This is a genomic window from Clostridium drakei (assembly GCF_000633595.2).
GTDB lineage: Bacteria > Bacillota > Clostridia > Clostridiales > Clostridiaceae > Clostridium_AM > Clostridium_AM drakei.
On sequence record NZ_JIBU02000059.1, the window covers coordinates 19,270 to 45,935 of the forward strand.

At 30.0% G+C, this 26,666-nt stretch carries 24 protein-coding genes and 1 other annotated feature; of the genes, 7 read left to right on the forward strand and 17 right to left on the reverse strand.

Annotated elements, in window-relative coordinates; genetic code table 11:
• Window positions 1–16: 16 nt before the first annotated feature.
• From EG57_RS0222610 to EG57_RS0222650, 9 genes are all read right to left on the reverse strand, one after another.
• The gene (locus tag EG57_RS0222610) at window positions 17–2,023 is read right to left on the reverse strand and encodes a methyl-accepting chemotaxis protein (RefSeq protein WP_032079358.1); all 2,007 of its coding nucleotides are present in this window, start codon (window positions 2,021–2,023) and stop codon (window positions 17–19) included.
• A gap of 90 nt (window positions 2,024–2,113) precedes the next feature.
• The gene (locus EG57_RS0222615; protein WP_032079359.1) at window positions 2,114–2,584 is read right to left on the reverse strand and encodes an HAD family hydrolase; all 471 of its coding nucleotides are present in this window, start codon (window positions 2,582–2,584) and stop codon (window positions 2,114–2,116) included.
• Between the two features lie 42 nt (window positions 2,585–2,626).
• Window positions 2,627–3,376 (reverse strand): phosphate ABC transporter ATP-binding protein, encoded by a 750-nt coding sequence (locus EG57_RS0222620; protein WP_032079360.1) that lies wholly within the window; start codon window positions 3,374–3,376, stop codon window positions 2,627–2,629.
• A gap of 2 nt (window positions 3,377–3,378) precedes the next feature.
• On the reverse strand, window positions 3,379–4,209 hold the full coding sequence (gene pstA, locus EG57_RS0222625; protein WP_032079361.1) for a phosphate ABC transporter permease PstA: 831 nt from the start codon (window positions 4,207–4,209) through the stop codon (window positions 3,379–3,381).
• A 13-nt stretch (window positions 4,210–4,222) separates the two neighbouring features.
• Complete coding sequence (gene pstC, locus EG57_RS0222630) at window positions 4,223–5,092, reverse strand: phosphate ABC transporter permease subunit PstC (RefSeq protein WP_032079362.1); 870 nt, start codon at window positions 5,090–5,092, stop codon at window positions 4,223–4,225.
• 59 nt (window positions 5,093–5,151) lie between these two features.
• Window positions 5,152–6,066, reverse strand: a complete 915-nt coding sequence (locus EG57_RS0222635) for a phosphate ABC transporter substrate-binding protein (RefSeq protein ID WP_032079363.1) — start codon at window positions 6,064–6,066, stop codon at window positions 5,152–5,154.
• 245 nt (window positions 6,067–6,311) lie between these two features.
• A complete protein-coding gene (locus tag EG57_RS0222640; protein WP_007061385.1) occupies window positions 6,312–6,470 on the reverse strand; it encodes a zinc-ribbon domain-containing protein in 159 nt (52 codons plus the stop codon).
• A gap of 254 nt (window positions 6,471–6,724) precedes the next feature.
• Window positions 6,725–8,587: an ABC transporter ATP-binding protein gene (locus EG57_RS0222645; protein ID WP_032079364.1), complete on the reverse strand. Its 1,863-nt coding sequence runs from the start codon at window positions 8,585–8,587 to the stop codon at window positions 6,725–6,727.
• On the reverse strand, window positions 8,584–10,836 hold the full coding sequence (locus EG57_RS0222650) for an ABC transporter ATP-binding protein (RefSeq protein WP_032079365.1): 2,253 nt from the start codon (window positions 10,834–10,836) through the stop codon (window positions 8,584–8,586). Before EG57_RS0222650 ends, EG57_RS0222645 begins: the two co-directional genes overlap by 4 nt.
• A 252-nt stretch (window positions 10,837–11,088) precedes the next feature.
• Here EG57_RS0222650 and EG57_RS0222655 point away from each other — a divergent pair, with 252 nt between their 5' ends.
• Complete coding sequence (locus EG57_RS0222655) at window positions 11,089–11,532, forward strand: MarR family transcriptional regulator (protein ID WP_032079366.1); 444 nt, start codon at window positions 11,089–11,091, stop codon at window positions 11,530–11,532.
• A gap of 217 nt (window positions 11,533–11,749) precedes the next feature.
• Window positions 11,750–12,898, forward strand: coding sequence for a Coenzyme F420 hydrogenase/dehydrogenase, beta subunit C-terminal domain (locus tag EG57_RS0222660; RefSeq protein WP_052038052.1), 1,149 nt, complete (start codon window positions 11,750–11,752; stop codon window positions 12,896–12,898).
• Window positions 12,899–13,295: 397 nt separating this feature from the next.
• Here EG57_RS0222660 and ilvB read toward each other — a convergent pair whose 3' ends face one another.
• The 4 genes from ilvB to EG57_RS0222680 all read right to left on the reverse strand — a co-directional run bounded on the left by ilvB (window position 13,296) and on the right by EG57_RS0222680 (window position 19,110).
• On the reverse strand, window positions 13,296–14,957 hold the full coding sequence (gene ilvB, locus EG57_RS0222665) for a biosynthetic-type acetolactate synthase large subunit (RefSeq protein WP_032079367.1): 1,662 nt from the start codon (window positions 14,955–14,957) through the stop codon (window positions 13,296–13,298).
• A gap of 23 nt (window positions 14,958–14,980) precedes the next feature.
• Window positions 14,981–15,982 (reverse strand): ketol-acid reductoisomerase, encoded by a 1,002-nt coding sequence (ilvC, locus tag EG57_RS0222670; protein ID WP_032079368.1) that lies wholly within the window; start codon window positions 15,980–15,982, stop codon window positions 14,981–14,983.
• A 113-nt stretch (window positions 15,983–16,095) separates the two neighbouring features.
• A complete protein-coding gene (locus tag EG57_RS0222675) occupies window positions 16,096–17,292 on the reverse strand; it encodes an aminotransferase-like domain-containing protein (protein WP_032079369.1) in 1,197 nt (398 codons plus the stop codon).
• 85 nt (window positions 17,293–17,377) lie between these two features.
• Window positions 17,378–17,575 (reverse strand) — a binding site (T-box leader).
• 587 nt (window positions 17,576–18,162) lie between these two features.
• A complete protein-coding gene (locus tag EG57_RS0222680) occupies window positions 18,163–19,110 on the reverse strand; it encodes an AEC family transporter (RefSeq protein ID WP_032079370.1) in 948 nt (315 codons plus the stop codon).
• A 476-nt stretch (window positions 19,111–19,586) separates the two neighbouring features.
• On the opposite strand from EG57_RS0222680, the gene EG57_RS0222685 reads away from it, so the two are divergent.
• A complete protein-coding gene (locus tag EG57_RS0222685) occupies window positions 19,587–20,318 on the forward strand; it encodes an ABC transporter ATP-binding protein (RefSeq protein WP_032079371.1) in 732 nt (243 codons plus the stop codon).
• Window positions 20,308–21,492, forward strand: a complete 1,185-nt coding sequence (locus EG57_RS0222690) for an ABC transporter permease (protein WP_032079372.1) — start codon at window positions 20,308–20,310, stop codon at window positions 21,490–21,492. The genes EG57_RS0222685 and EG57_RS0222690 overlap by 11 nt, the downstream gene beginning before the upstream one ends.
• Window positions 21,493–21,608: 116 nt before the next feature.
• Here the strand turns inward: EG57_RS0222690 and tsaA are convergent, their stop codons facing one another.
• The 4 genes from tsaA to EG57_RS26085 are packed head-to-tail and all read right to left on the reverse strand — an operon-like array spanning window position 21,609 to window position 22,998.
• The gene (gene tsaA / locus EG57_RS0222695) at window positions 21,609–22,076 is read right to left on the reverse strand and encodes a tRNA (N6-threonylcarbamoyladenosine(37)-N6)-methyltransferase TrmO (protein ID WP_052038053.1); all 468 of its coding nucleotides are present in this window, start codon (window positions 22,074–22,076) and stop codon (window positions 21,609–21,611) included.
• A 27-nt stretch (window positions 22,077–22,103) separates the two neighbouring features.
• On the reverse strand, window positions 22,104–22,247 hold the full coding sequence (locus EG57_RS26600) for a hypothetical protein (RefSeq protein ID WP_161782735.1): 144 nt from the start codon (window positions 22,245–22,247) through the stop codon (window positions 22,104–22,106).
• Window positions 22,248–22,253: 6 nt separating this feature from the next.
• On the reverse strand, window positions 22,254–22,769 hold the full coding sequence (locus tag EG57_RS0222700; protein ID WP_052038054.1) for a Rossmann-like domain-containing protein: 516 nt from the start codon (window positions 22,767–22,769) through the stop codon (window positions 22,254–22,256).
• Window positions 22,756–22,998 (reverse strand): formylmethanofuran dehydrogenase subunit E family protein, encoded by a 243-nt coding sequence (locus tag EG57_RS26085; RefSeq protein ID WP_084572305.1) that lies wholly within the window; start codon window positions 22,996–22,998, stop codon window positions 22,756–22,758. The genes EG57_RS0222700 and EG57_RS26085 overlap by 14 nt, the downstream gene beginning before the upstream one ends.
• A 280-nt stretch (window positions 22,999–23,278) precedes the next feature.
• Between EG57_RS26085 and EG57_RS0222705 the strand changes: the two genes are divergently transcribed.
• Genes EG57_RS0222705 through EG57_RS0222715 form a run of 3 tightly spaced genes read left to right on the forward strand, consistent with a single transcriptional unit; the run spans window position 23,279 to window position 26,553 of the window.
• Window positions 23,279–24,256, forward strand: a complete 978-nt coding sequence (locus EG57_RS0222705) for an ABC transporter ATP-binding protein (RefSeq protein WP_242859915.1) — start codon at window positions 23,279–23,281, stop codon at window positions 24,254–24,256.
• Window positions 24,237–25,100, forward strand: coding sequence for an ABC transporter permease (locus EG57_RS0222710; protein ID WP_032079374.1), 864 nt, complete (start codon window positions 24,237–24,239; stop codon window positions 25,098–25,100). Before EG57_RS0222705 ends, EG57_RS0222710 begins: the two co-directional genes overlap by 20 nt.
• Window positions 25,101–25,116: 16 nt before the next feature.
• Window positions 25,117–26,553, forward strand: coding sequence for a GldG family protein (locus EG57_RS0222715; RefSeq protein ID WP_032079375.1), 1,437 nt, complete (start codon window positions 25,117–25,119; stop codon window positions 26,551–26,553).
• Window positions 26,554–26,666: the final 113 nt, after the last annotated feature.

Sequence of the window (26,666 nt, forward strand, 5' to 3'; positions counted from 1 at the left end):
ATTCAAAAACTTAAACTTACTTATCACGTCTAAAAAAGCTTATTGATTTTTTCAATTCTTCAGATAACAATAAAAGATCTTCTGTTGAATTTGAAATATCCTGAAGGTTTGCAGCTTGTTCTTCTGATGCTGCATTTACTTCTTCCGTAGCTGCTGTAGCTTCTTCTGAAATAGCTGCTACTTCTTCTATTTTTGTAATTACAACTTTTTTATTTTCATTCATATTTTTTAATGCTTCAACTACAATGTTAATATGATTTTTAAGCTCATCTATATTTTTTTCTACTTGCACAAATCCATTATCTACTGTAAGCATATTTCCTTTTGTATTCATATTAGTTTCTTTTGTATTTTCTATCTTTTCTGTTACCATTCCTACACTATTTTTCATTTTACCTATTACTATTTCTATTTCACCTGCGAAAATGGTGGACTGTTCTGCTAAATTTCTAACTTCTTCAGCAACTACTACAAAACCCTTTCCGTACTCTCCTGCTCTTGCAGCTTCAATACTAGCATTTAATGCTAATAAATTTGTTTGTTCTGCTATATCTTTAATATTATTTATTATACCAACTATTTCTTGAGAATTACTATTTAACTCTTCTGCTTCTTTTATTAATTCTTCATTAACTTGAAATCCTTCTTCAAGATTGTTTTTTAAGTCGCCAACTAATTTCATACTATCTTCTATAACTTTATTAGCTTCACTTGAAGTTTTTTCCATGTTTTCAGCACTTTTTAATGTATTATCTACCAATTCTCCAAGATTTTCAGAACTTGTTAAACTTTCTTGCAAATGGTCAGCTTGATTTGAAGCTCCTTGTGTTATTTGGCTTATAGATCCAGAAACTTCTTCTGCTGATGAGCTAACCTCCTGAGTAACTGAAGCAAAATGCTTTGCAGATTCATTTAGCTTTTGAGAAACCTCTATAGTTTTATCTGTAATAGATACAATTTCTGTTTTCATTATATTAATTTCTTCTTTTATCATTGATACTTCTTTTAATTCGTTATCCTTACATTCTATTTCTACACTTAAATCTCCTTTACCTATTCTCTTAAGAATTTCCATAATTTCATAAATAGAACTTATCATATATTTTGATATTAATATTGAAATTATAATACCTAAAACTGCACATATCAAACCTACTATAATATTAGGTATAATTAAAGATTTAATTTTACCACTTAACTCTTGATTAGGCACAAAAGTAATTGTTAGCCATCCAGTTTCAGTATTTTGAGATTTTAATGTTAAGTATTTTTGTCCATCTATACTTACTATATTACTATTATCTTTTGATTTAATTATTTCATCAAGCCATTTTAAATCTTTACTTTTTTTGCTTACAAGTTTCTTATCCTTATGTGCAATAATAGTCCCTGTTTGATCTACAACAGCAGCATATCCACTACTTCCTATTTTTATATCAGAAATTTCCTTAGTTATAGTATCTAATGGTATATCTTGTCCTATTACTCCTAAAGTTTCTTTGGTATTAGGATCTTTAACAGTTTTTGCAAAAGTAACTACATAAGTCCCTGGTTTAACTACATCCTCATAAGGATCAGTCAAAACTACTTTTCCATCATCTTGTACTGCTTTTGTATACCATGGTCTAATTGTTGGATCATAGCCTGCTGGTGTTCCTGAAGTTGCATGATGAGTTTTTGAAGCTTCTCCATAGTAAATTACCCTTACTTCTTTATGATATTTTATGTAATCGTTAAAGGTTTTCATCATAGATGCTTCTAATTCTGGCTTTTGTTTTAATCTTACTACATCATCATTTGCAGAAAGCATATCAATAGTCTTTTTATTATTATTATACATATCTGCTATTATATTAGATATTTTGCCATTACTTGCACTCATTAAATCATAAAAATTCCTTGTTTGATTATCTTTAACCTTAATTCCATTAAAAGTAGAAATTATTAATATAGGAATTATCACGAATAATGGTATAAATGTCATAAGCAATTTTTTAACACTTAATTTAATCTTACTTTTCATACCCTGTTCCCATCCATTCATAATTAAAATTGATATTGATCAATACTATATCATAATATCACAATTTGTCATATCTTCCAATAATAATATTTAGTCCCTTAAAGTAGCTTTTATTCTAGCCTTTTTCATTATCATATTGAATACATCTTTTATATTTTTTACAGTTATATTGGAATTCATTATGGCTTCTGAAGCACATCCTTCTTCCTCAATGACTGCTATAGATAAAGCTGATACTTTAAACATTTCCACATCATTAAGACCATTACCTACAGTCATAGTAAATTTTGCTCCTATTTTTTCCACAAACTGTTTTTTATAAAAAGTTGCATTACCTTCTGAAAAGGTTTCTACTATAACTGGTAATCCTTCGCATTGACTTCTTACATTTCCATAGGTATCTGCTGTTATTATGTATATATTTAAATATTCACTTAATTCTTTAATCATTTCCTTAATTTTTACATTCATTACCCCATCCACTGCTACAGTACCATTATAATCAAAGACAACATTTTCTATTTTTAAATCTTCTCTTCCAGGTATATCTATTTCTATCATCTGTATTTCTCCTCTCAAAATTTTTAAATTTCACTAATAAATTTATCCAATTAATCCTCCAATATATTTTTGTGTACTTTCTTTTAAAGGATTTTTAAAAATTTCTTCCGTTTCACCATATTCTTCTATGTTTCCATCCATCATAAAAGCTGTATAATCTGATATTCTTCTGGCTTGAGCTAAGTTATGAGTTACTATTACAATGCTATAATCACCACTTAATTTTTTAAGTGTTTCCTCTATTTTCATAGTATTATTTAAATCTAATGCCGAACAAGGTTCATCCATTAAAATGATCTCTGGATCCATAGTAAGAGTTCTTGCTATACACAGTCTCTGCTGCTGCCCCCCTGATAGTTTAAGTGCTGACATATTTAAGTGATTCTTTACTTCCTCATAAAGGCCAACCATTTTTAACTTTTCTTCAACAATACTCTTAATATCATCATTACTATATGTATCATGGTATTTCAATGCATATATCATGTTTTTATATATAGAAAAAGGAAATGGTGTTGGTGCCTGAAAAACACATCCTATATTTTTTCTTAAAATATTCTTGTCCATTTCTTTAATATCTTGATGCTTAAATTCAATAATTCCTTTCACCTTAGAATTCTTTTCTTCATCTATTATCCTATTTATAGATTTTAATAATGTAGACTTTCCACATCCTGAAGGACCTATTATTGCTGTTATCTTACACTTTTTTATAGAAAGATCTATATTTTTAAGTATTAATTTATCATCCAGCCACACATTTAAATCATGGATTTTTAATATGTTATCCATAGCTATCCTCTCTTTCTTTTACCTAAAAAACCTGCTAAAAGGTTTAATAATACAAGCATTATAACAAGTATAAGAGCAGTTCCATAAGCCTTTTCCAGTGAAATTCCTTGGCTTATTAATATATACAAATGATAAGGTAGTGCCATTATCGGAGAAAAAAGGGAGTCTGGATTAGGTGCAGATACCACAGCTGAAGTAAGCATAACTGGTGCTGCCGCTCCTATGGCAAATCCTCCCGACATTATAATTCCTGATATAATTTCTCCCTTGCACTGCTGCAATATTATGTGAATAAAAGTATATGATTTATCTATTCCAAGTGCATAGGACGAAAGTATTAGATTTTTGTCCACTTCCCTTATAGACTTTTCAGTTAACACTTCTATATATGGAAAAATCATTATTCCAAGAGTAATGCCTCCTGATATAAGACTTACTCCAAAATTACAAAAGTAAACTAAAAAAGAATATCCAAAGAGCCCTAAAACAATTGAAGGCACTCCTGCAATAGAACTCACCATCAAATGTATAAAATTCTCAATTCTTTTATTACTACAATATAGACACAAGTATACAGCTGTGCCTATTCCTAAAATTGCAGAATTTATACAAGCCAAAAACATTAAACAAAGACTACCAAGTATAGCTGGTAATATTCCTCCCTCCATACCTAGTGGAGTACCTTTTGGACTATCAAATATAAATCCAATATTTACAGAAGTATATCCTTTAATAAATATGTAAGAAAATATAAATATAATTATGGAAACTACAATAAAACTACTTATAAAATACCATAATCCAAGCATTATATTTTTAAAAAAACTATTCATGTACACTCCTTCTTTAAACTTGAATTTTTCTATTTATAGTATAAAAAATTATATTTATCAATAGAATTAGCATCATAAGTACAAACCCAGAAGCAAAAAGTCCATGATAATGAAAACTACCTATTTGAGCTGAGCCCATTTCCAAAGCTATTAGTGCAGGTATTGTTTCTCCTTTCCCAAATAAGGTTGGCATTACAGGGCTATTTCCTATAACCATCATAACCGCCATAGTTTCCCCCATTGCCCTTGCTGTAGCAAGTATAGTTGAACATAATATACTTTTTTTACAAACGGGCAATATTAAATTGCTTATCATATACCACTTTGATACTCCAAGTGCCTTTGAATAAACTTCATATTTTTCATAAGCTTTACTCATAGTTTCATCACAACTTGAAACTATATAAGGCAATATCATAATGCTTAAAAGTATAGCTGCACAAAGTATAGATTCCCCTGTAGAAAAGAAAAGATATTTTTCGAAAAATTTTACTATAACTGAAAGTCCTATAAATCCATAAACTACAGAAGGTATACCTGCCAACATATTTACAAAAGCTTTTAACACATATTTTAATCTTTGATTTACTAAAATGGACATAAATATAGAGAAACCTATACCTATAGGCATAGCAATTAAAACTGCTATAAAGGATACATATAAAGTTGATAAAAGAAATGGCATTATTCCAGCCTTATTAGAATTTAATGGCTGCCATTCAGTTCCAAAAATAAAACTTATAAAAGATACTTTGCTAAAGACTCCTATACTTTCTTTTAGTATAAATATTAGTATTAAGCTTAAAATACTCACAGCCGCAAAAGCTATAAATTTTACTAAAACACAAAAGGTTTTCTCCATTCTATTTCTTCTATTTTTCATTTAACTCACCTTTTAATTAAAACAACTCCTCAGGTAATAATCCCGAGGAGCTTGTCCATTTATTGTTTAGAATTACTTACAGGTACAAATCCTAATTCCTTAACTACTTTTAATCCTTCCTCCGAAGTTACATATTTTATGAAAGCGTTTTCTTCTAGATTTAAATCTCCATCCTTCACTATTAGAAGAGGTCTTGCTATTTTATATTTTCCTGATAGTATATTTTCAGATATTGGAGTCACTCCATCAACATCCATAGGAACTATTTTTCCTTTATTTTGATCTACTATACCTACTGATGCATATCCAATAGCATCTTTATTCTCCACAATTTTTTGACCTAATGCTCCCATAGAAGGTGCTTGTATCGCTTCTTTACTTATTTTTTTACCATTCATTATGCTTTTATCAAATACCTCACCTGCACCACCACCTGCATCTCTTACTACAATTACTATTTTATTGCCAGGTAATGATGAATCTATATCGCTCCAAAGCTTCGCTTCTCCTGAAAATATTTTTTGTATTTCTTCTTTAGTTAAACCTTTCTTCTTTTGCAAAATAGGATTTTGTGAATTAACAGATATAGTAAGTGCATCCATACCTATTTTAAATTCCTTATATTTATTCATTTTAGCCTTTTCATCTTTAGACACTTCTCTAGATACCAATCCAAAATTACTTGTCTTTTCAACTGCAGCTTTAACTCCGGTTCCTGAACCTCCAGAAGACACTGTTATTTGTATAGGCTTATCTGGTAAACTGCTATCAACTTTATTCCAAGTCTTATTTTTCTCTGTAAAATTATTTGCTATCTTAGATATAGTTGGTGCCATTGTTGAAGAGCCATTAAACATTATTTTTGTTTCTTTAGAGTCTCCGCCATTTTGTGAAGCCTGCTTGCTTCCGCATCCTACAAATGCCATACCTGCAGCTAAAAATAAGCTTAACAGTACACTTGAACTTTTTTTCATAAGTTGATCCCCCTTAATATATAGTATATTACTTATGGTACCATTCTATCATTTAATGCAATTATATGCTCTATATATTACTTTTTTTAATAAATATGCTACATTTAATAGGAATTTGTTATACATGACATACATACAAAATTCTTCCTTAATATCAAAATTTCTATTGCAGTACACTTAAAGTATGAAATTTAACCAATTAAAAAACTGTAAGAATAATTCTTACAGTTTTTTTTAAGATAATATTATCTTTGATATCCTCTTTGTTGTTTTCTAGCTTTTCTGCATTCTGGGCATCTTACTGGTTCATTTTCGAAACCTTTTTCCTTATAGAAAGCCTGTTCTCCTTCAGTGAAAACAAACTCTTTTCCGCAATCTTTACATACTAAAGTCTTATCTGCCATTTTAAACATTTCTCCTCTTTGATTCAGATTAAGATTTAATTACATTAAATCTCTTATTTCATTGGCTAATCATATTTTGATTCCAACATGTGTAATTATAGCATACATATGATTAGTAAGCAATAATTTTTATATTAATTTTTTAAACATTTTTTAATATTTCTAAATTTTAAATCTATTTATTGTATCCTTAAATAATTTTTTAATTGAAGAATACATTTTTTCGATTAACTACATATTAATACTTATTTTAATTATGAGGCATAAGCATTTTCAAATTGACTATTGTAAAGTGAAGCATAAAAACCATTTGCCTCTAATAATTCTTGATGACTACCTTGTTCTACAATATCTCCATCATTCATTACAAGTATCAAATCTGCATCACGTATTGTTGATAATCTATGAGCAATAATAAAGCTTGTTCTTCCTTTCATTAGGTTTTCCATAGCCTTTTGAATAAGCACCTCTGTACGAGTATCAATAGAACTTGTAGCTTCATCAAGTATTAATATTTTAGGATCTTTTAAAAGTGCACGAGCAATGGTTAATAGCTGCTTTTGTCCTTGAGATACATTGCTTGCTTCTTCATTTAATTCCATGTTATATCCCTTTGGCAAGGTTTTTACAAAATGGTGAACATGAGCTGACTTAGCTGCTTCAACAACGTCTTTATCCAAAGCATCAAGTTTACCATAACGTATATTCTCCATTATTTCACCATTAAATAACCAAGTATCTTGAAGTACCATACCAAACATACTACGCAAATCTTCTCTAGTAAAATCTTTTATATCATGTCCATCAATTAATATAGATCCACTATTTAAATCATAAAAACGCATTAAAAGTTTAACTATTGTGGTCTTTCCTGCTCCAGTTGGTCCTACTATAGCTACTTTTTGACCAGGTTTAATATGAGCTCCGAAATTATTTATTATCATTTTATCAGAGTTATATCCAAATTGAACATCCTTAAAAGTAACTTCCCCTTTAACCTCTTGAAGTTTAACTGGATTTTCTGATTCTTTTACTTCTTCTTCCTCTTCTAAAAATTCAAAAACCCTTTCTGCAGCAGCTGCTGTGGATTGAAGTACATTAGCTATTTGAGCTACTTGAGATATTGGCTGTGTAAAACTTCTAACATACTGAACAAAGGATAAAATATCTCCAACTTCAATAGTTTTCTTTATTGCAAGCCATCCACCTAAAATGGATACAGCTACATAACCTATATTACCAATGAAAGTCATAATTGGCATCATCATCCCAGATAAAAATTGAGATTTCCACGCTGAACTATAAAGTATATCATTAACTTCTTCAAAGTTTTTAACCGCTTCCTCTTCTCTATTAAAAGCTTTTACTATATTATGACCACTATAAATTTCTTCTACTTGTCCATTAACATGTCCTAAATATTCCTGTTGAGATTTAAAATACTTTTGTGATTTTTTTATTACCCATGTAATTAAAATCATTGATACTGGCAATATTAAAAGTGCAACTAACGTCATTTGCCAACTTATTGATAACATCATAATTAATACACCTATTATTGTAACAACTGATGTTATTATTTGTGACATACTTTGATTTAATGATTGACTCACAGTATCTACATCATTAGTAATCCTAGATAGTACTTCTCCATGTGTCTTCTTATCAAAGTACTTAAGTGGCATACGATTAATCTTTTCATCAATTTCTTTTCTGAAATTATAAGATACCTTTTGTGCTACTCCTGAGACTATATATCCTTGTATAATTGAAAACACAGCACTAACAATATATAATACAAGAAGCAAGATTGCAATATACCCTATATAACTAAAGTCAATGGCTGCACCTTCTACCCCCATTACCTTATTTACCAATCCTTCAAAGAGCTTGGTCGTTGCCTTACCTAAAATTTTAGGACCTATTATAGAAAAAGCTGCACTTCCTATTGCAAAAATAATTACAATAATTATTGATAACCTATATGGTTTTAAGTATTGCAACAATTTATTCATAGTAGTTTTGAAATTCTTCGCCTTTTCACCATTTCCCATACCTCCCATATGACCACCGCCAAAGCCACCTTGTCTCTTATTTTCTATTTTTCTATCACTCATGCTGAAAGTTCCTCCTTTGAAAGTTGAGATAAAGCAATTTGCTTATAAACCTCACAATTTTCCATAAGCTCCTTGTGAGTACCAGTTCCTACTATTTTTCCCTCATCAAGTACAATGATTTTATCTGCATTCATTATTGTACTTATTCTCTGTGCAACCATTATAATAGTACTTGCTGAAATTTCATTTTTAAGAGCCTTACGTAATGCTGCATCAGTCTTAAAATCAAGAGCTGAAAAACTATCATCAAAAATGAATATTTCAGGTTTCTTAGCAAGGGCACGAGCAATTGAAAGCCTTTGTTTTTGTCCTCCTGAAACATTAGCACCACCTTGTGATATTTCTGTATTAAAGGTTTCAGGTCTAGTATTAATAAATTCTATAGCTTGAGCTATTTCTGATGCTTTTATTATTTCCTCTTTAGTTGCATTTTCCTTACCATATTTAATATTACTTTCTATGGTACCTGAAAATAAAACTCCCTTTTGTGGTACATAACCAATTTTTTCTCTCAATTCCTTTTGAGATACTTCTTTAACATTAGTACCATCTATCAATATTTCTCCACCTATTGCATCATAAAAACGTGGAATTAAATTTATTAATGTTGATTTTCCACTTCCTGTACTTCCAATAAAGGCTGTAGTTTCCCCTGGTTTTGCTGTAAAACTAATATTTGAAAGTACATCTTCTTCTGCCCCTGGATATCTAAAGCTAACATTTTTAAATTCAACATAGCCCTTCATGTCTAAAGAGAACTTTTTAGTTTCTTCTAAATCAGTAATTGTAACTTCAGTATCTAAAACTTCTGCTATACGCTGAGCTGACACGGAAGCTCGTGGAAGCATAATTGATACCATAGAAATCATCAAAAATGCCATAATTATTTGCATTGTATACTGCATGAATGCCATCATATCACCAACTTGTATACGTCCCATATCAACCTGATGGGATCCAATCCAAATTATAAGTAAAGAAACTCCATTCATTATGAACATCATTAATGGCATCATTAATGTCATCAAACGACTTATAAATAAATTTGTTTTTGTTAAGTCCTTATTTGCTTTTTCAAATTTACTTTCTTCATATCTTTCATTATTAAAGGCACGAATTACTAGCATACCTGTTAAAGATTCACGAGTTATTAAATTAATCTTATCTACTAGCTTTTGTACACTCTTAAACTTAGGCAAAGCTATACTAAATAAGATAATAACTAAAGTTAAAATGGCCATAACTGCAACTGCTATGATCCATCCCATAGAAAGATCTGTGTTAAGCACCTTAATAACCCCACCTATACCTAATATTGGTGCATAAAATACTATTCTGAGCAGCATAACCATAAGTGTTTGCACTTGCTGAATATCGTTTGTACTTCTTGTGATTAAAGAAGCTGTTGAAAATTTATCAAATTCTGTATTAGTAAAACTTGTAACTTTTCTAAATACTTTTTTTCTAAGATCTTTTCCTAATCCTGCTGCTACTCTTGCTGCTAATAAACTAACTATTACTGTAGCAATCATACTAACTAAAGCTAGAAGAAGCATTTTCGCCCCAGCCACAAAAATGTAATTAGATTGAAGCTTGTCTGTATTTATTCCTATAACTTTATATTCATTATGAATAAAACTGACTGCTGATTGGGTTATCATACTACCTGGCATATCCTTAAATTTTTCATCTGACTTTTCCTTTATTGCACTTATTTGACCTTGTGGCAACTTAGAAATTATTACAAAAGGATCTGTATTTGCTGGAAGCTTTGTTTGTGGTTTGCTTTCTTTACTTCCTGACATACTAGAGTTCAAAGCAGATATTCCACCTTTTTCAATTCCCTGCGTAATTAATATGGGTTTCCCAAAAATATTATTAAGTTCACTAATTGTATTTTTATTTTTTGTATTTAACTTATAAAGTGCCTCTTTATCAAGCTTTGGATAATCCTTTAAATAGTCATCTAACTCACTTTGAGAAAGATTTTCCTTATTTAAAAGAACATAATTTTCATCTATTTCTTTTTTCTCATTTTCATTCATAAATAATTTAAGTTTATCAAGTTCACTTTTACGAATTACACTTGGAACTGCATTTTCCACTCCCCCTTGTTGAATCCCTACATTAACAATATTGGACATATAGTCTGGTAGTGATAAATCGCATACCGCTTGTACAAACAAAAGGCATACCACTACAACTATGGATGTTATAAAAGGTTTTAAATGTTTTATTATTTTTAACATTAAACTCATTTCTCCATTCTATTTTTATAATTTTATTTAGTTTCTTCTTTATTCTTTAAATTTTTCAATAACTAATTACAAATACATCTTAATATACCTCCAACTATAATTTAGTTATGATTTTATAACTATTATATTATGATAATTTTTATATGTCAATAACTTTTATATTAATATAACTTTTCATATTGTATAATAATTATAAATGTATTATAATATAGGAAATTATATTATTTACCTATGGAGGATAAAATGGATAATGATCAACTAAATAATATATCCGGAAACTTATATAATTTAATGTTATATTTACATAGTAAAATTTTTCATCCAAACGATATTTCAAAGACTCTTCCCATACCCCATTCTCATTTTAGGGTTATAATTTACCTTGCTCGTACAGGAACATCTTCCATTTCTGAAGTGGCAAAAAAACTTACGATATCAAAGCCTAATATGACTCCAATCATCGATAAGTTAATTGATGAAGGAATGCTTAGTAGGTATAATGATGAAAACGATAGACGAATCCTTAGAATTGAATTAACAGATAAAGCTTACGATTTTATAAAAGAACAAGAAGAAATAATTAAAATTAATTTAGCTAAAAGAATATCTTCTCTTACTGATGAGGATTTAAAATCTCTTGGGGAGCATGTAGTAGGTATTACAAAAATAATTTCAAAACTAGAATAACTTTTCAACCTATATCAAGATACTCTAGGAAATAAGAAAACAATGAACTTTATAAAAATTGTTTCATTTATCCAACTAGTATGAAAATGTTTTCAAATTAGTAATGTGAATAAAATTAATACTCTATTATATAAAAATTTTAAAGAATGTAGAGAAAGGAAGTGAATACTTTAGTGAGTTTAGTACTTATTATACACTGAACCACTAAGAACTATAAATGATTAATAATGATAATATCAATAGTAAACTTCCTGCAATTAAAGTTATAGGCATAGAAAAATGTACAAGCTGTTTTGGATGTGCTAATGCTTGTAAATTTAATGTAATTGAAATGAAAATTTCTGAGGAAGGATTTTTTAAGCCAGAAATTATAGAAGATAAGTGTGTAAATTGTGGTCTTTGCTCTAAAAATTGTCCTGTTATAAGCTTTGAGTCAAATAATTTTACAAAAGAAGAAATAAAAACTTATGCTGCCTTTTCTACAAATGATACTACAAGGCTTGCAAGCTCTTCTGGTGGAATTTTTACTGAAATTGCAGAAAGCTTCATTGAAGAAAGTGGTATTGTATCTGGTGCTGCCTGGGGAGAAAATTTAACTGTAAAGCATATATGTATAGATAATAAAGATGATCTTTCAAAGCTTAGAAGTTCAAAATATATTCAAAGCAATTTAGATACTATTTATTCAACAATTGTAGACTTAGTTGAAAATCAAGGCAGAAAAGTGTTATTTACAGGTACCCCTTGCCAAGTAGCTGCATTAAAAACTTTTACTAAAAGTGAAAATTTATTTACAGCAGATGTACTGTGTCATGGTGTTCCTTCTAAAATCATATTTGATGAATACATAAATTCCATTGCTAAAGGACATAAAGTAAATTCATATACCTTTAGAGATAAAAGTAATGGCTGGTCAAAGTACAAAGTAAAAATAAATATAGATAAGATGAAGTCTTATGAATGTATTACGAGACAAGATCCATTTTTCCATGGCTTCATATGTGATCTTTATTCAAACTTATCCTGCTACAACTGCAAATTTGCAGCTGTTCCACGCACTGGTGATATAACTATGGGGGATTTCTGGAAAATATCTGAAGATTTAATGGATGAACGTGGAGTTTCCGTAGTACTTGCAAACAATGTTAAAGGCCTTTCACTTTTACATGAACTTGAAAGACAAAATAAAATTAAGCTTTTTAATAAGGATTTAAAGGATGCAATAAAAGGTAATCCCCGTATTCACGATGGCTTCTTAAATATGCGTAAAAAAAGATCTGAAATTTTATCTAAAGTAAAAGAAGAAGGCTTCCAGTACATTTATGAAAATTACATAAAAAATACTGATAGATATATACCTGATTAAGCATTAATTTGGCATATAGTTATTGTTTATTGAGCATTTTAAACACATTGCGACGCAAAAATGCAGTGAAAGTTTGGATTTTAACTTTTACTCCGTGATATATGCTGTTAAGGAAGATGCAAACAAATTTTAGAAGTTCTTTGCTTGAGATATTGAAAAATTTCGTAATTTTTGCCAGGACGGCAAAAGCTCCAAAAGCGACAGGACGTCGCATTTGAGGAGGTAAAAATTTTTCAATATCTCAAGCATTATAACTTCTTAATGAAGTGAGTTTTCCTTCACAGCATATATCAGCCGGAATACAGTTGAAAGTTACTTCGCTTTACATACGCTTAAGTCGCAATATTTTTATATCACTCATTTAAAATGTTTTTCACTGTATAAATTAATCATATCTTTATCCAATACTTTCATTTATAGGTGCTCCTGGAGGTACTATTGGGAATACCTTTTCATCTCTATTTATAGCACACTCTATCAACACTGGTTTGTTCATACTCAATGCCTTTTTAAGTGCATCTTCTACTTGTGAATCTTCAGTTATTTTAAATGCTTCTATATCATAAGCAGCTGCAAGCTTCACAAAATCTACATCAGGCCCCAATTTTGTATTGCAGAATCTTCCTTGATAAAATAAATCCTGCCATTGATGTACCATACCTAAAGCTTGATTATTAAGTACTAATTGAACCATAGGTACTTGATATTTTGCTACAGTTGCTAATTCTGTAGAATTCATTTTAAAGCTTCCATCACCTGCTATGTTTATAACCTTTTTATCTGGATTGCCTATAGCTGCCCCAATTGCTGCACCCAGACCAAAGCCCATAGTTCCAAGTCCGCCAGAAGATACAAAAGTTCTTGGCTTCAAATATTTAAAATATTGTGCAGCCCATATTTGATTTTGACCTACTTCTGTAGTTATGATACAATCCCCTTTTGTAAGTTCATAAAGCTTTTCTATTATAAATTTTGGACTCAAGCTTCCAACTGGAGCATTTATAGGTTTTATATCTTTCCATTTGCTAATTTGAGAAAGCCATTCTTCATGTTCTTGCTTTTCAAGTTTCTCATTTAGCAAAGTTAAAACTTCTTTTATATCACCTTTTACTGCTAAATTTATATCTACATTTTTTCCAAATTCTTTAGGGTCAATATCAATATGAATTATTTTTGCATTAGGTGCAAAAGCTTCTACCTTGCTTATTACACGATCACTGAAACGAGCACCTACTGCAATTAAAAGGTCACATTTAGTTACTGCATAATTTGAACAATGACTTCCATGCATACCTAGCATACCCATATAGTTTTCATGATCTCCTGGAAAAGCCCCCATTCCCATAAGCGAACATGATACAGGCGCATCTATTTTTTCTGAAAATTCCCTCAATTCTACGTTTGCCCCTGATATTACAACTCCTCCACCAGCATATATTACAGGTTTCTGGCTATTTTTAATCATATCTAATGCTTTATTTATAGCATCTTCATCTATTTGTTCTTTTTCTCTATTTAAAGCCCCCTGGTTATTTACAACATGTTCATATTCAATTTCAGCCACCTGAATATCTTTAGGCAAATCTACAACTACTGGACCTGGACGCCCACTGCTTGCTACTTTAAATGCTCTTCTTATTGTATCTGTAAGTTTATCTGGATCTGTAACTATATAATTTTCTTTTGTTATAGGTACTGTAATTTCAGTAATATCTACTTCTTGAAATGAATCCTTTCCCAAAAGACTCTGAGGTACCTGTCCTGTAAACACTACTAAAGGCACTGAATCCCTATAAGCTGTAGCAATACCTGTAACTGCATTTGTAGCTCCAGGCCCAGAGGTTGTGATTACAACCCCTATTTTACCTGTGGATCTTGCATACCCATCTGCTGCATGAGTTGCCCCTTGTTCATGAGCAGTTAGTATGTGAGTTAATCCTTCTGTAGAATACAGGGCATCATAAATTGGTAGAACTGCACCACCTGGATAACCAAATATTGTGTCTATACCCTGTTCTTTTATACATTCCAATAGTACCTGTGCACCCTTTAACTTCATAATGATAGCCCCCTTAAAATTTATTATTTACTTTGAACCCATGGCATCATGGCTCTTAATTCTTTTCCAACTGTTTCAATGAGTTGATTTTGTTCTTGCCTTCTCTTAGCATAGAAAGATGGTCTGTTAACCTGATTTTCAAGAAGCCAGTTCTTTGCAAATGTTCCATCTTGTATTTCCTTTAAAACTTGTCTCATTTCTTTTCTTGTTTCCTCTGTTATAAGTCTCTTTCCTACACAATAATCTCCATATTCAGCAGTATCACTTATAGAATATCTCATACGGCTTAAGCCACCTTCATACATAAGATCTACAATTAGTTTCATTTCATGAAGACATTCAAAATATGCATTTTCAGGAGCATAACCTGCATCAACTAAAGTTTCAAAGCCTGCTTTTATAAGTTCTGTTACTCCTCCACAAAGTACTGCTTGTTCTCCAAATAAATCTGTTTCAGTTTCATCTTTAAAAGTAGTTTTAAGTACTCCTGCTCTTGTTCCACCTATACCTTTTGCATATGCAAGTGAATAGTCCATAGCTTTTCCACTATAATCTTGATGCATTGCAATTAAGCAAGGTACTCCTTTTCCCTGTTGATATTCTCTTCTTACAAGATGTCCTGGTCCTTTTGGTGCTACCATAATAACATCTACATTTGCTGGTGGAACTATTTGATTAAAATGAATGTTAAATCCATGAGCAAACATCAATACTTTTCCTTCTGTAAGATTTGGTTCTACACTTTCTTTATAAAGTTTGCTTTGTTTTTCATCTGGAACTAGCATCATTACAAAATCTGCTGCCTTCACAGCATCAGCAGATTCCATTACTTTAAGACCTGCTTCTTCTGCTATCTTCCATGATTTACTTCCCTTATATAAACCTACTACTACATCTACTCCACTTTCCTTTAAATTTAAAGAATGAGCATGACCTTGACTTCCATAACCTATAACAGCTACTGTTTTTCCCTTTAATAATTCTAAATTAGCATCCTTATCATAATAAACCTTTAATCTTTCCATTTTATATTCCTCCTAAATTTCCTCTTTAATTATAATATTTTTGAATTTATTGAATTTATTTACTGTAAAAGTTTAAAAAATTTTTTGTAGGTGCCCTTTGAAGGCACCTAGAGCTAAAATTCTTTTAAAACTTTACCTAGTCTCTTAATTCCTTCTACTATTTTTTCATCCTGCATACTTGAAAAGTTAAGTCTGAAATTATTCTTATGTGTTTCATTTGCATAAAAAGCTACACCTGGTACAAATCCAACCTTTTCATCCATAGCTTTCATTAACACTTTAGAAGCATCCATTTCTTCGGGTAAAGTTACCCATATGAAAAGTCCTCCTTCTGGATGTGTAAAGGAACAATTCTTAGGAAACTCCTCTTCCATAGTCTTTATCATTAAGTCTCTTCTTACCTTATAAACTTTATTTATTTTCTTTACATTTTCATTGATGTCATACATCTTCATATATAATGCTGTTTCTTTTTGTGACATTGTATTAGTTTGAAGATCTACAGATTGTTTAACTAAAACATATTGATTGAAGGTTTCCTTATCATTTGTACAAACCCATCCAAGTCTAAGTCCTGGACAAAATATTTTAGAAAAAGTTCCATGATAAATTACATGTTCACTTTTATCAAAACTCTTTATAGCTGATAGTCTTTCTCCTTCAAATCTTAAGTTTCCATAAGGATTATCCTCTAATATAAGTACATCATATTTTTCAGCAAGTTCTACCATTTTCTTTCTTCTCTCTACTGGAAGAGTTCTTCCTGTTGGATTTTGAAAATCTGGAACTGTATATATGAATTTTGCTTTTGGATTTTCTTTTAAAGCTTTTTCTAGATCTTCCATGATCATTCCATCTTCATCCATTGCTACTTCTACAAATTTAGGACCATAAGCTTTAAATGCCATTATTGCTCCTAAATAACTTGGACTTTCGCAAATAACTACATCATCTTTATCTAAGAAAATTCTTCCTGAGAACTCTAAAGCTTGTTGTGAACCACAAGTTACTAGTATGTTTTCTGCTTTAGTTTCTACTCCTGAAGCTTTCATAATTTGATCTGCAATTGCTTCTCTTAGTTCCATCTGCCCCTCTGTGGAACTATATTGAAGAGCATTTTTTCCATCTTGCTCTAATACCTTTTTTGAAACTTCTTTCATTTCCTCTATGGGAAACAGCTCCCCAGCTGGTAACCCCCCTGCAAAAGATATTACATCAGGCATCCCAGTTAGTTTCATTATAAGAGCTATACTCTCATCTGATTCACTTGGACCATCGCCCTTCATTCTACTTGCAAATTTGTTTTTCATTTATAGCACCCCTTTTTATGTATAATTTTAGGTCATATGCATTTTTTATACAGAAAAAAGTATAAAAAAAATCAAACCTCTTCCCATTTGGGGCGAGGTTTGATCGCGTTACCACCCATATTTATAACTTAATTTTAATAACGACTTCACGCCGGCATAGCTTACTAATTTCAGCTCGCTGCTCCTGGGTGATTTTCAACAGCTTCCAATTTGTGAGCTTTCACCTACCCTCACTCTCTAAAAAATCTTTCACTATTTACTCTTCCCATATCATAGCATTTAATTTTAAGTTTCTCGTTGAAACCTTTTTTATAATCTACTATATTTTTTTGAACTTGTCAACAGTTTTTTTATTGTCCAAATTTTTTATCTTTCGTATTCTTAAAAACTGCTATGTCACATATCATAAGTTTTAATTTTATATTTGTCAATAGCTTTTTTAAATTTTCAAAAAATATTTTTTATTTCATCCATAACATTGCTAATACCACCGCCTTCTTTGTATGAAACTCCTCATACTAGTATCCAAGGAGTAAGTGATTCGCAGAAAATCATAGATTTTGTCTCTCTACTTAACTGTGAGATAAGCACTACTACGCACCTGAATAAGCTTTTATAAGACTCACTTGATATATTATTGTTTTGAATATAAAAAATTTGATGTATGTATATATTATCTAAAATTCACTTGAATTAAAAAAATCATTTTTTAAATTTATGATTTTTTTAATTCTTTTTTCTGTTAAAAACATTTTATAGATCACATGCTTAAATGCAATTTTTAATTCAAATTGTCTATAAAAATTATAGACTCCGTTAGCCTATTTAAATTCAAATATTAAAATGAAAAAATAACATTTTTTATTTTATCTAAATAAAAACCATGTACAATGGTATAAACAATAAACTTAATACTGTAGTAATTACAGTCATTACTGTACCATATTTATGATCTGCATTATAGGCTCTAGCTACTATGGCTGTATTTGTCATAACCGGCATAGCTGCTTGTATTACGAATACTTGTTTCATCAACAAAGGTACTGGATAATAATAAGCCATAACAAAGATCAATAATGGAGATATTAGAAATCTTCCTAAAATTATAGCTATCATATCCCTGCTTATTTTTATTTCACTTTTATCAACAGAATAAATAGTTATACCTATAAATAGCATGGATAAAGGCGTTGTAAGATTGCCCATATATTTACAAGTATCCAATATGAATTTAGGTAATTTAACATCAAGTAGTATAAGTACAATGGATACTATAAATCCCATTAAAGGAGGTGACATTATCCTTTTCACTGTTTCCATGGAAAATATACCTGATGCAGAGTTTCCATTAGAAGTTTGTCCATCTTTACAAATTCCATAAGCTCCAATGGTCCAAAAAAATGTAGTATTTGCTATATAGTACAGTAAAACATAAGGAACACTTTTGCTTCCAAAAAGAGCCATATTTACTGGAAGCCCAATAAAAATTGAATTTGAAACAAAGAACATGGATCTAAAGGTACCTACTCTACCTTTTTTCACCTTTATTATTTTACTTACAACTATAGCTATTAAGTAGCATAGTGCCATTGATAAAAAAGGAATTATTAAACCTTTAGCCAAATGACCTAGTTTTTCTTTATCAAAATTGCTCATTAAATCCGATAACATAAGACAAGGTAATGCTAAGTTACAAACTAACTTTGCAAAAACCTTAGATATTTTTTCATCCAGCCACTTTTTTGAAGTCAATATATATCCAATAGATATCATAATAACTATACTTAATACACTTCCTACTGCATTCATTGCTACCATACTTTCTCCCCCTTTGATGTCTATTATATTATGTCACACAAATTAAATTTTTGAAAGTTTTTGTATTATTTAGTTTACTTTAGAAATTAATTTACATAATATAAGAATAGTTAACCATATATAGCAACTTAAATCTAATAACATTATTAAATTTCAAGTATTCGTAAAGATCAACATAATATAATTACATAAATGTATTCTATTGTATTTTATCATAAATTATTGTAAATTTTGCATTACAATTACTTGTTTTTACGTTTCTAATAGCTATAATGGTATTTATGAATAAATTCTAATACTTAAAATATGACAACTGGTACAATAAAAAGTATAAGTTGTCGTCTAAATATTTATTTTGCAAGCAATAGTTAATATTATAATGATTATTAACTTAACATTATCAATTTAATCACATTAAATGAAAATTATATATGAGAAATATAAGTTATTAGTATAAAAGAAAGGTAGGCAAGACAATGATCAAAGTTCAGGCATTAACTAAAATATTTAAAAATATTTCAGCTGTAGACAATATTAACTTTGAAGTTAATAATGGAGAAATAGTTGGACTTTTAGGAGAAAATGGAGCAGGAAAAACAACTACTCTTAGAATGCTAGCAACTATGCTGAGGCCAACATCAGGTACAGCCTTAATAAATAATTATGATGTAAACAAAGATTCTGAAAATGTAAGAGGAGAAATAGGAATACTTTTTGGTGGAGAAGTTGGACTTTATGACAGATTAACTGGAAGAGAAAATATACGCTATTTTGCAGAACTTAATGGTATGTCAAAAGAAGAAACTATAGAAAGTATAAAATATTTAGCTAAAAATCTTGAAATGGAAGAATATTTAGATAGAAGAGTAGGAAAATTTTCAAGAGGAATGAAACAAAAAATTTCTATAGCTAGATCTATAGTTCATAACCCTTCCGTAGTGTTATTTGACGAACCTACATCAGGCCTTGATGTTACTGCATCTAGAATAGTACAGGACTTCATAAAAAAGTGCAAATTAGATAATAAAGCTGTTATATTTTCAAGTCACAGCATGGCTGAAGTGGAAAAACTTTGTGATAGAATTATAATAATTCACAAAGGAAAAATTATAGAAACAGGAACCATAGAAAATTTAAAAAGTAAATATAACAATAATGATATGGAAGAAATATTTATGCATTTAGTAGGTGATTCAAATGAAAAATAATGTTATAAAAATAGTACTAAAAAAAGAATTATTAGATATGTTTAGAGATAAAAAAACAATAATTATGAGTATATTAATTCCAATTTTAATTTTGCCTATACTTTCATTTGTTATAGGTCTCGCTACCAATGATAGTCAAAAAAAGGTACAAAATAATTTAAAAGTAGCCATAGTGGATAAAGGAACCAGTAACTTTAAATCCTTTTTAAAATCACAAAAAAATATTAAAATAACGGAATCCAGTAATATAGCACAAGATGTAAAAGATGGTAAAATTTTAGCAGCAGTAACTATACCACAGGGCTTTGATGAAAATATAAACAAAGACTTGAATGAAAATATTACATTAACTTATGATAACTCCAGCAGTGATGGCACACAAGCTTCTGAAATATTAAATTCTTATATAGAAAAGTATTCAAAGGATATAGTTTCAAAAAGATTAGAAAAAAGAAATATTGATTCTAAAATATTAAATCCAATAAATGTAGTGCAGGATACCATAGAAAAAAAGGAAAGTGGTATGGGAATGCTGCTGCTTAATGTAGTAGTACCTTTACTTTTAATATTAGGAAGTGTAGGTAATACAGTAGCACCAGCATTAGATTTAGGCGTAGGAGAAAAAGAAAGAGGTACTTTGGAGCCACTTTTAACTACAAAGGCAAACAGAATGTCTTTACTTTGGGGTAAATTTCTTGCAATTACCATAATGGGACTTATAGTATCCTTAGCAAACATTGCAGGATTGCTTATTGCAATAAATCAAACCGGGGGAATTTTTCAAAATGCAAAAAATGTTAATATTGGTGTTGGAACCATTGCTTTAATAATGATCTTACCTATAATGTTAACGATGGTTTTTGGAGCTTTAGGTTTATCCATAAGTATTTATGCAAAATCCTCAAAGGAAGCTCAAACATATTTAAGTCCTATTTCAATAGTAGCAATGATACTAGTTTATGCAACAATGATGAAGGATGGCAAAAGCATAGAAACTTATTTTTTTAATATACCTATTGCCAATGCTTCCTGTCTTATGAAGGAATTTCTAGTTGGAATACACAATTATACACACATAGGTATAACATTTGCTTGGATGATATTATATATAATTGGATCGATTTTATTTGCAAGATATATGTTTAGTAAAGAAAGTGTTGTTTTTAGAGCTTAATGCTCTAAAAACAACACTTTTTTAAAGTCTTTTCAATTTCATGCTGCAAATGACACTTTTCAAACAATATATCAAGAGCTTCTTTTTTAGTTTTACTATTATTTAAATCAAGCATATTATTTGACCTTCCCTTCCAAAGCGCTGTCATTTCTATGACCTATATTAGGTCCATAATGTGCTAACACTATATCATTCTTAAAATATGGTTTAATATCTAAAACTTTAGTTCCATTAACTGCATCTAATCCAGTAACATAAAGTACTTTTTCTTCAACCTTTTCCAATTTCACCAAAGTTAATGCAATAGGATTGGGTCTAGCAGGACATCTAATTGCAAATACACCAAACTCCTTCGACAGAGGATCAACTTTCTTAGGTACAACCTTCATTAAATCCCGAGGTGCTTCGTTAAACCATGACAAAATCCATAAATGTGAGCTCTCCTCAATGCATTCCAGTGCTTCTGAAAACTCAGGAAATACTTCTATCTGAGCTGCAATTCCTCCTAGTGGCATGACTTTAGTATCTTCTATTTCAGATTTAACAATTCCTATAGGAGTGATTTTAATACTATCCTCTTTCATAATTTAACATCCTTTCATAGCTATTGCCTATTTAGCTGAATTTTTTAATAATGCCTTTGCATCATCATCAGATATGTTAATATGATAAAAAAACGAATAAAATTCCTTTACTTCTTTAACTATGTCAACTTTATAAACCTCTGGATATAAAGTTGCAGCTAACCACTTCAACCTTTCTTATAGATTAATACATATCATTTCACCTCCACTTTTAAATATATTCATTTTTTTACCTTCTTGAACTGCCTTCCAAATTAGATCTTGTTCAACTACAACAAAGCTTGCTATAAGCTTAACTCCATAATTAAATAGAATTTTAGAAATTGGCACACTTGGACCTACTAAAACAATATCAGCTTTTTTACATAGTTGAAGCAGTCTAGGCATTGTTTTATTTGTAAATGCTGTCCCTGTAATAAATACAAAGTCTTGTTCTGGAAGTAAATATTCACAGGCAGAATCAGGATAGTCACCTGGTTGAGGATCTCTTTCAAGTATAGATAACTCACATATTTCATTAAGCTTGTCAATACCAGGAAAATGACCAATAACCGCTACTTTCTTATCTTTCATATTTGGCTCTAATATTTTAAAGGCATTGTACTTTTCTGGATCATTTGATTTGCCTATTTGATTGCCTGTAATATCCATAACTTGTGAAGAATTGTTAAATGCTGAATTAATTGCTGCCATACCAAGCCCTTTTTCTGAACACACCAAAGTCCATGAGGCTCCAACCATACATTTGTGTATTCATATCAATGAAACTAGCACCCATTTTCCCATAATCCCACTTAAGCCTTCTCTTTCCTAATGAACATCCTGTTACTGCTTGTACAGCATCTGTCAAACACCTATCTGTTTCTATAAAAACTATAAAATCATTTACAATATTAACAGTCTTTAATTTTGAAATTTTTATATATAATTATGTCATAAAATAAATCTAAACATAACTAAACATAACAAAAACATATAAAAATAAATACAAATCAACAAAACACAATTTAATTATTTAAATAATACCAAAATTAATATTTTTATGTCAATAACTCAAGTAGCATATTTTTATTAGGTATTATGATAGTAAAAATCTAACAAATGCACTTGTTAACAATAAATTTACAGTTTTGTAATTAAATCGCCATAGAAATGACATATTGATTTGTTATAAATTTCAAGTGGAGTAAAAATACTGAGAGGTGATAATATTGATAAAAATTGATAACCTATCAAAATTTTATGGTGATCATACAGCTATAGAAAACATTAGCTTGAAAATAGAGAAAGGTGAAATTGTTGGTCTTTTAGGTCCAAATGGTGCAGGAAAATCCACCACCATGAACATAATAACTGGCTACATATCTGCTACAAAAGGTTCAGTGTTAATAGATGGATTTGATATATTAAAAAATCCAGTTCAGGTAAAAAAGAGAATAGGATATTTACCAGAAATCCCTCCTCTATATATGGATATGACCGTTGAAGAATATTTAAATTTTGTAAGCAAGCTTAAGAAGGTTGAAAAAGACAAGATCAAAGAACATATAGATGTAATTTTAGAATCAATCAAATTGAGCGATGTGCGTAAAAGGCTTATTAAAAATCTTTCTAAAGGTTATAAACAGAGAGTTGGCCTTGCACAAGCTATAGTGGGAAATCCTGAAGTTCTTATATTGGATGAACCAACTGTGGGATTAGATCCAAAACAAATTATTGAAATTAGAGACTTAATATCAAAACTTGGAAAAGAGCATACAATCATTTTGAGTTCCCACATACTTTCAGAAGTAAGTGCAATATGTGATAGAGTCATAATTATAAATAAAGGCTCTATTGTTGCAGAAGGTACTCCTGAAGATTTATCCCATAAGCTAAGCTGTGGAACAAAGATAGCCTTAAGGATAAAGAGTTCAAAAGCTGAAGCAGATGAAGTTATAAAGGGTATACCTTATATTAATTCTATAACTGATGATGGTATTAAAGAACCTAATACTATAGATCTGATAGTTGAAGGTAAAGAGGATTATGATTTGCGAGAAGACTTATTTAATATCTTTAGCAAAGCAAATATTCCTTTACTTATGATGAAACCATTAAATCTAACCTTAGAGGAAATATTCTTAGAAGTAACAGATGAATCAAAGGAGGTATCTTCTAATGCTGCAAATATTAAGTAAAGAATTAAAATCATATTTTCATTCTTCTGCTTCTTATATTTTTTTATTTGTTTTTTTATTAATATCAGGGATATTTTTTACGTTATCAAATCTAATGCCTGGAAATGGATATTATACTGATATAGTGTATTCAATGATATTTGTATTTTTATTTCTTGTACCTATTTTAACTATGAAGATAATTGCAAGTGAAACCCATGAAAAAACAGATCAATTACTATTAACTTCACCATTAAGAATATGGGAAATAGTTGTTGGTAAATTTTTAGCATCTACTATAGTTTTTCTTATAGGTGTAATAATAACTTTTATATATCCTTTAATACTAAAAAAATTAGGCTCTTTTCCTGTTGGCGAAACCATTGGTGCATATATAGGCTTTGTTCTAGTAGGACTTTGCTTTATTTCAATAGGCATTTTTATTTCAGCTTTAACTGAAAATCAAGTTACTGCTGCAATAGCTACTTTTGGTACCTTGTTTATAATATGGATACTTGACTGGATAGGCAGCGGATTGCCTACTTCTACTATGTCTGGAGCTATCTTTGCAGAAATTTTAGTTTTAATTATAGCCTTATTTTTACATTATAATGCTCAAAACATAATTATGAGTGCCTCTACTTTAGTTGTGGGTTCTTTAATAGTTGTTGGAGTTTATATAAAAAATAAAAGTTTATACGATGGTTTTATAGTAAAATTTGTTGATTGGTTTTCATTAATAAGACGCTATGAACCTTTTAATATGGGTATGCTCAGTGCAGGCTCAATAGCATACTATATATCATTTTGTGTATTTTTCATACTTCTAACTATAAATGTTATTGATAGAAGAAGATGGAGCTAGGGAGGTGAAATAACATATGAAAAACATAAAAAATTTTTTTAATAATAAAAAATCTAAAAAAGGCAGCATAGCCGTGCTAGCATTAGCTTTAGCTTTGGCTATTTTAATAGGAATAAATTTAGGTATTGGAAAATTAAATTGGAATAAAGATTTAACTAAGAACAAAATGTTTACCTTGTCCGATCAAAGTTATAAAATTTTAGATAACTTGAAGCAAGATGTAACAATATATGGATTTTATAAATCCGGTCAGGAAAACTATACTGTAAAAACTATTTTGGATCAATATGCTGCTCACTCAAAACACATTAAAATACTGTATAGAGATCCTTCAAAATATCCTCAGCTTGCTCAAAAATTTAATAAAGATAATAGTAAAGTTGATGTTGGTTCTATAGTTGTTGAAAATGGATCAAAATTTAAGGTTTTAGACCAAAATTCTTTTTTGAATTCCAGTGCCAGTGATACTTCTAATCCATCTGCTTCAACAATTCAATCTCTTGCAGTAGAACAAAACATAACTTCCGGAATACTATATGTTACTTCTGACAAAAGCACTATTGTATATACACTACAAGGTCAAGAGGAAGGTGATGTCTCTTCAGAAATATCGAAACAGTTATCCCTTGAAAATTATACTGTGCAATCTATTAATTTATCACTTAAAGATGCTAGCATGAAAGAAGATTCAATATTACTTGTAATATCTCCAAAGAGAGATCTGTCTCAGCCAGAAACAACTACAATAAAAAACTATCTTTCTAAAGGTGGTAAAGCTTTATTTTTAATGGATGTAACTGAAAATGATTTGCCAAACTTTCAATCAGTACTAAATAGCTATGGTGTATCACTACAGAGAGCTGTTTCAGTTGAAGGTGACAGCAGTTATGTTTCTCAAAATCCTATATATCTTTTGCCTGAACAAAAAAATCATGACATTTTGACTTCATTGATCAGTGGCAATTTAAGAGTGCTCATCCCTGGTGCTCAAAGTATACAAATATCCAGTAATAAAAAGAGTTCATTAGCCATTGATCCACTGCTTACAACTACCAGCAATTCTTGGGGTAAAACTAATTTGAAGAGTGACACATTGGAAAAGCAATCTGGTGATTTAACAGGTCCTTTTAATATAGCTGTAGCTGTAACTGATAAATCCAGCAACCCTAAAGTTAGTGATACAAGATTAGTTGTTGTTGCTAATGCAACCTTTACTAACTCACAGGTAATATCTTTAAGTAATAATGCTAACTTGGATTTTCTTATGAATTCAATCAGCTGGGCTCAAGGAAAAAAAGACAGCATATCAGTTAGACCTAAAGCCCTAGACAATTATACACTGCAAGTAAGTGCATTAAGCAGATTAACAGCATCAGCTTTTACAGTTGTTATTATACCTGGTCTAATTCTAATAGCAGGAATTGTTGTATGGGCTAGAAGAAGAAAATTATAAACATAATGCGACACAAGGATGCAGTGGAAGTTTGGATTTTAACTTTTAGTCCCTGATATATGCTAAGTGTGTCATCACGGCTAAATGTTTTAATTATTCTAAAGCTCGAAATT

What these genes read in the sequence shown, in the direction of transcription:
- EG57_RS0222610 (WP_032079358.1), bottom strand. Translation starts at nt 2,023, where the DNA reads ATGAAAAGTAAGATTAAATTAAGTGTTAAAAAATTGCTTATGACATTT.
- EG57_RS0222615 (WP_032079359.1), bottom strand. Translation starts at nt 2,584, where the DNA reads ATGATAGAAATAGATATACCTGGAAGAGAAGATTTAAAAATAGAAAAT.
- EG57_RS0222620 (WP_032079360.1), bottom strand. Translation starts at nt 3,376, where the DNA reads ATGGATAACATATTAAAAATCCATGATTTAAATGTGTGGCTGGATGAT.
- pstA (WP_032079361.1), bottom strand. Translation starts at nt 4,209, where the DNA reads ATGAATAGTTTTTTTAAAAATATAATGCTTGGATTATGGTATTTTATA.
- pstC (WP_032079362.1), bottom strand. Translation starts at nt 5,092, where the DNA reads ATGAAAAATAGAAGAAATAGAATGGAGAAAACCTTTTGTGTTTTAGTA.
- EG57_RS0222635 (WP_032079363.1), bottom strand. Translation starts at nt 6,066, where the DNA reads ATGAAAAAAAGTTCAAGTGTACTGTTAAGCTTATTTTTAGCTGCAGGT.
- EG57_RS0222640 (WP_007061385.1), bottom strand. Translation starts at nt 6,470, where the DNA reads ATGGCAGATAAGACTTTAGTATGTAAAGATTGCGGAAAAGAGTTTGTT.
- EG57_RS0222645 (WP_032079364.1), bottom strand. Translation starts at nt 8,587, where the DNA reads ATGAGTGATAGAAAAATAGAAAATAAGAGACAAGGTGGCTTTGGCGGT.
- EG57_RS0222650 (WP_032079365.1), bottom strand. Translation starts at nt 10,836, where the DNA reads ATGTTAAAAATAATAAAACATTTAAAACCTTTTATAACATCCATAGTT.
- EG57_RS0222655 (WP_032079366.1), top strand. Translation starts at nt 11,089, where the DNA reads ATGGATAATGATCAACTAAATAATATATCCGGAAACTTATATAATTTA.
- EG57_RS0222660 (WP_052038052.1), top strand. Translation starts at nt 11,750, where the DNA reads ATGATTAATAATGATAATATCAATAGTAAACTTCCTGCAATTAAAGTT.
- ilvB (WP_032079367.1), bottom strand. Translation starts at nt 14,957, where the DNA reads ATGAAGTTAAAGGGTGCACAGGTACTATTGGAATGTATAAAAGAACAG.
- ilvC (WP_032079368.1), bottom strand. Translation starts at nt 15,982, where the DNA reads ATGGAAAGATTAAAGGTTTATTATGATAAGGATGCTAATTTAGAATTA.
- EG57_RS0222675 (WP_032079369.1), bottom strand. Translation starts at nt 17,292, where the DNA reads ATGAAAAACAAATTTGCAAGTAGAATGAAGGGCGATGGTCCAAGTGAA.
- EG57_RS0222680 (WP_032079370.1), bottom strand. Translation starts at nt 19,110, where the DNA reads ATGGTAGCAATGAATGCAGTAGGAAGTGTATTAAGTATAGTTATTATG.
- EG57_RS0222685 (WP_032079371.1), top strand. Translation starts at nt 19,587, where the DNA reads ATGATCAAAGTTCAGGCATTAACTAAAATATTTAAAAATATTTCAGCT.
- EG57_RS0222690 (WP_032079372.1), top strand. Translation starts at nt 20,308, where the DNA reads ATGAAAAATAATGTTATAAAAATAGTACTAAAAAAAGAATTATTAGAT.
- tsaA (WP_052038053.1), bottom strand. Translation starts at nt 22,076, where the DNA reads ATGAAAGAGGATAGTATTAAAATCACTCCTATAGGAATTGTTAAATCT.
- EG57_RS0222700 (WP_052038054.1), bottom strand. Translation starts at nt 22,769, where the DNA reads ATGGCAGCAATTAATTCAGCATTTAACAATTCTTCACAAGTTATGGAT.
- EG57_RS0222710 (WP_032079374.1), top strand. Translation starts at nt 24,237, where the DNA reads ATGCTGCAAATATTAAGTAAAGAATTAAAATCATATTTTCATTCTTCT.
- EG57_RS0222715 (WP_032079375.1), top strand. Translation starts at nt 25,117, where the DNA reads ATGAAAAACATAAAAAATTTTTTTAATAATAAAAAATCTAAAAAAGGC.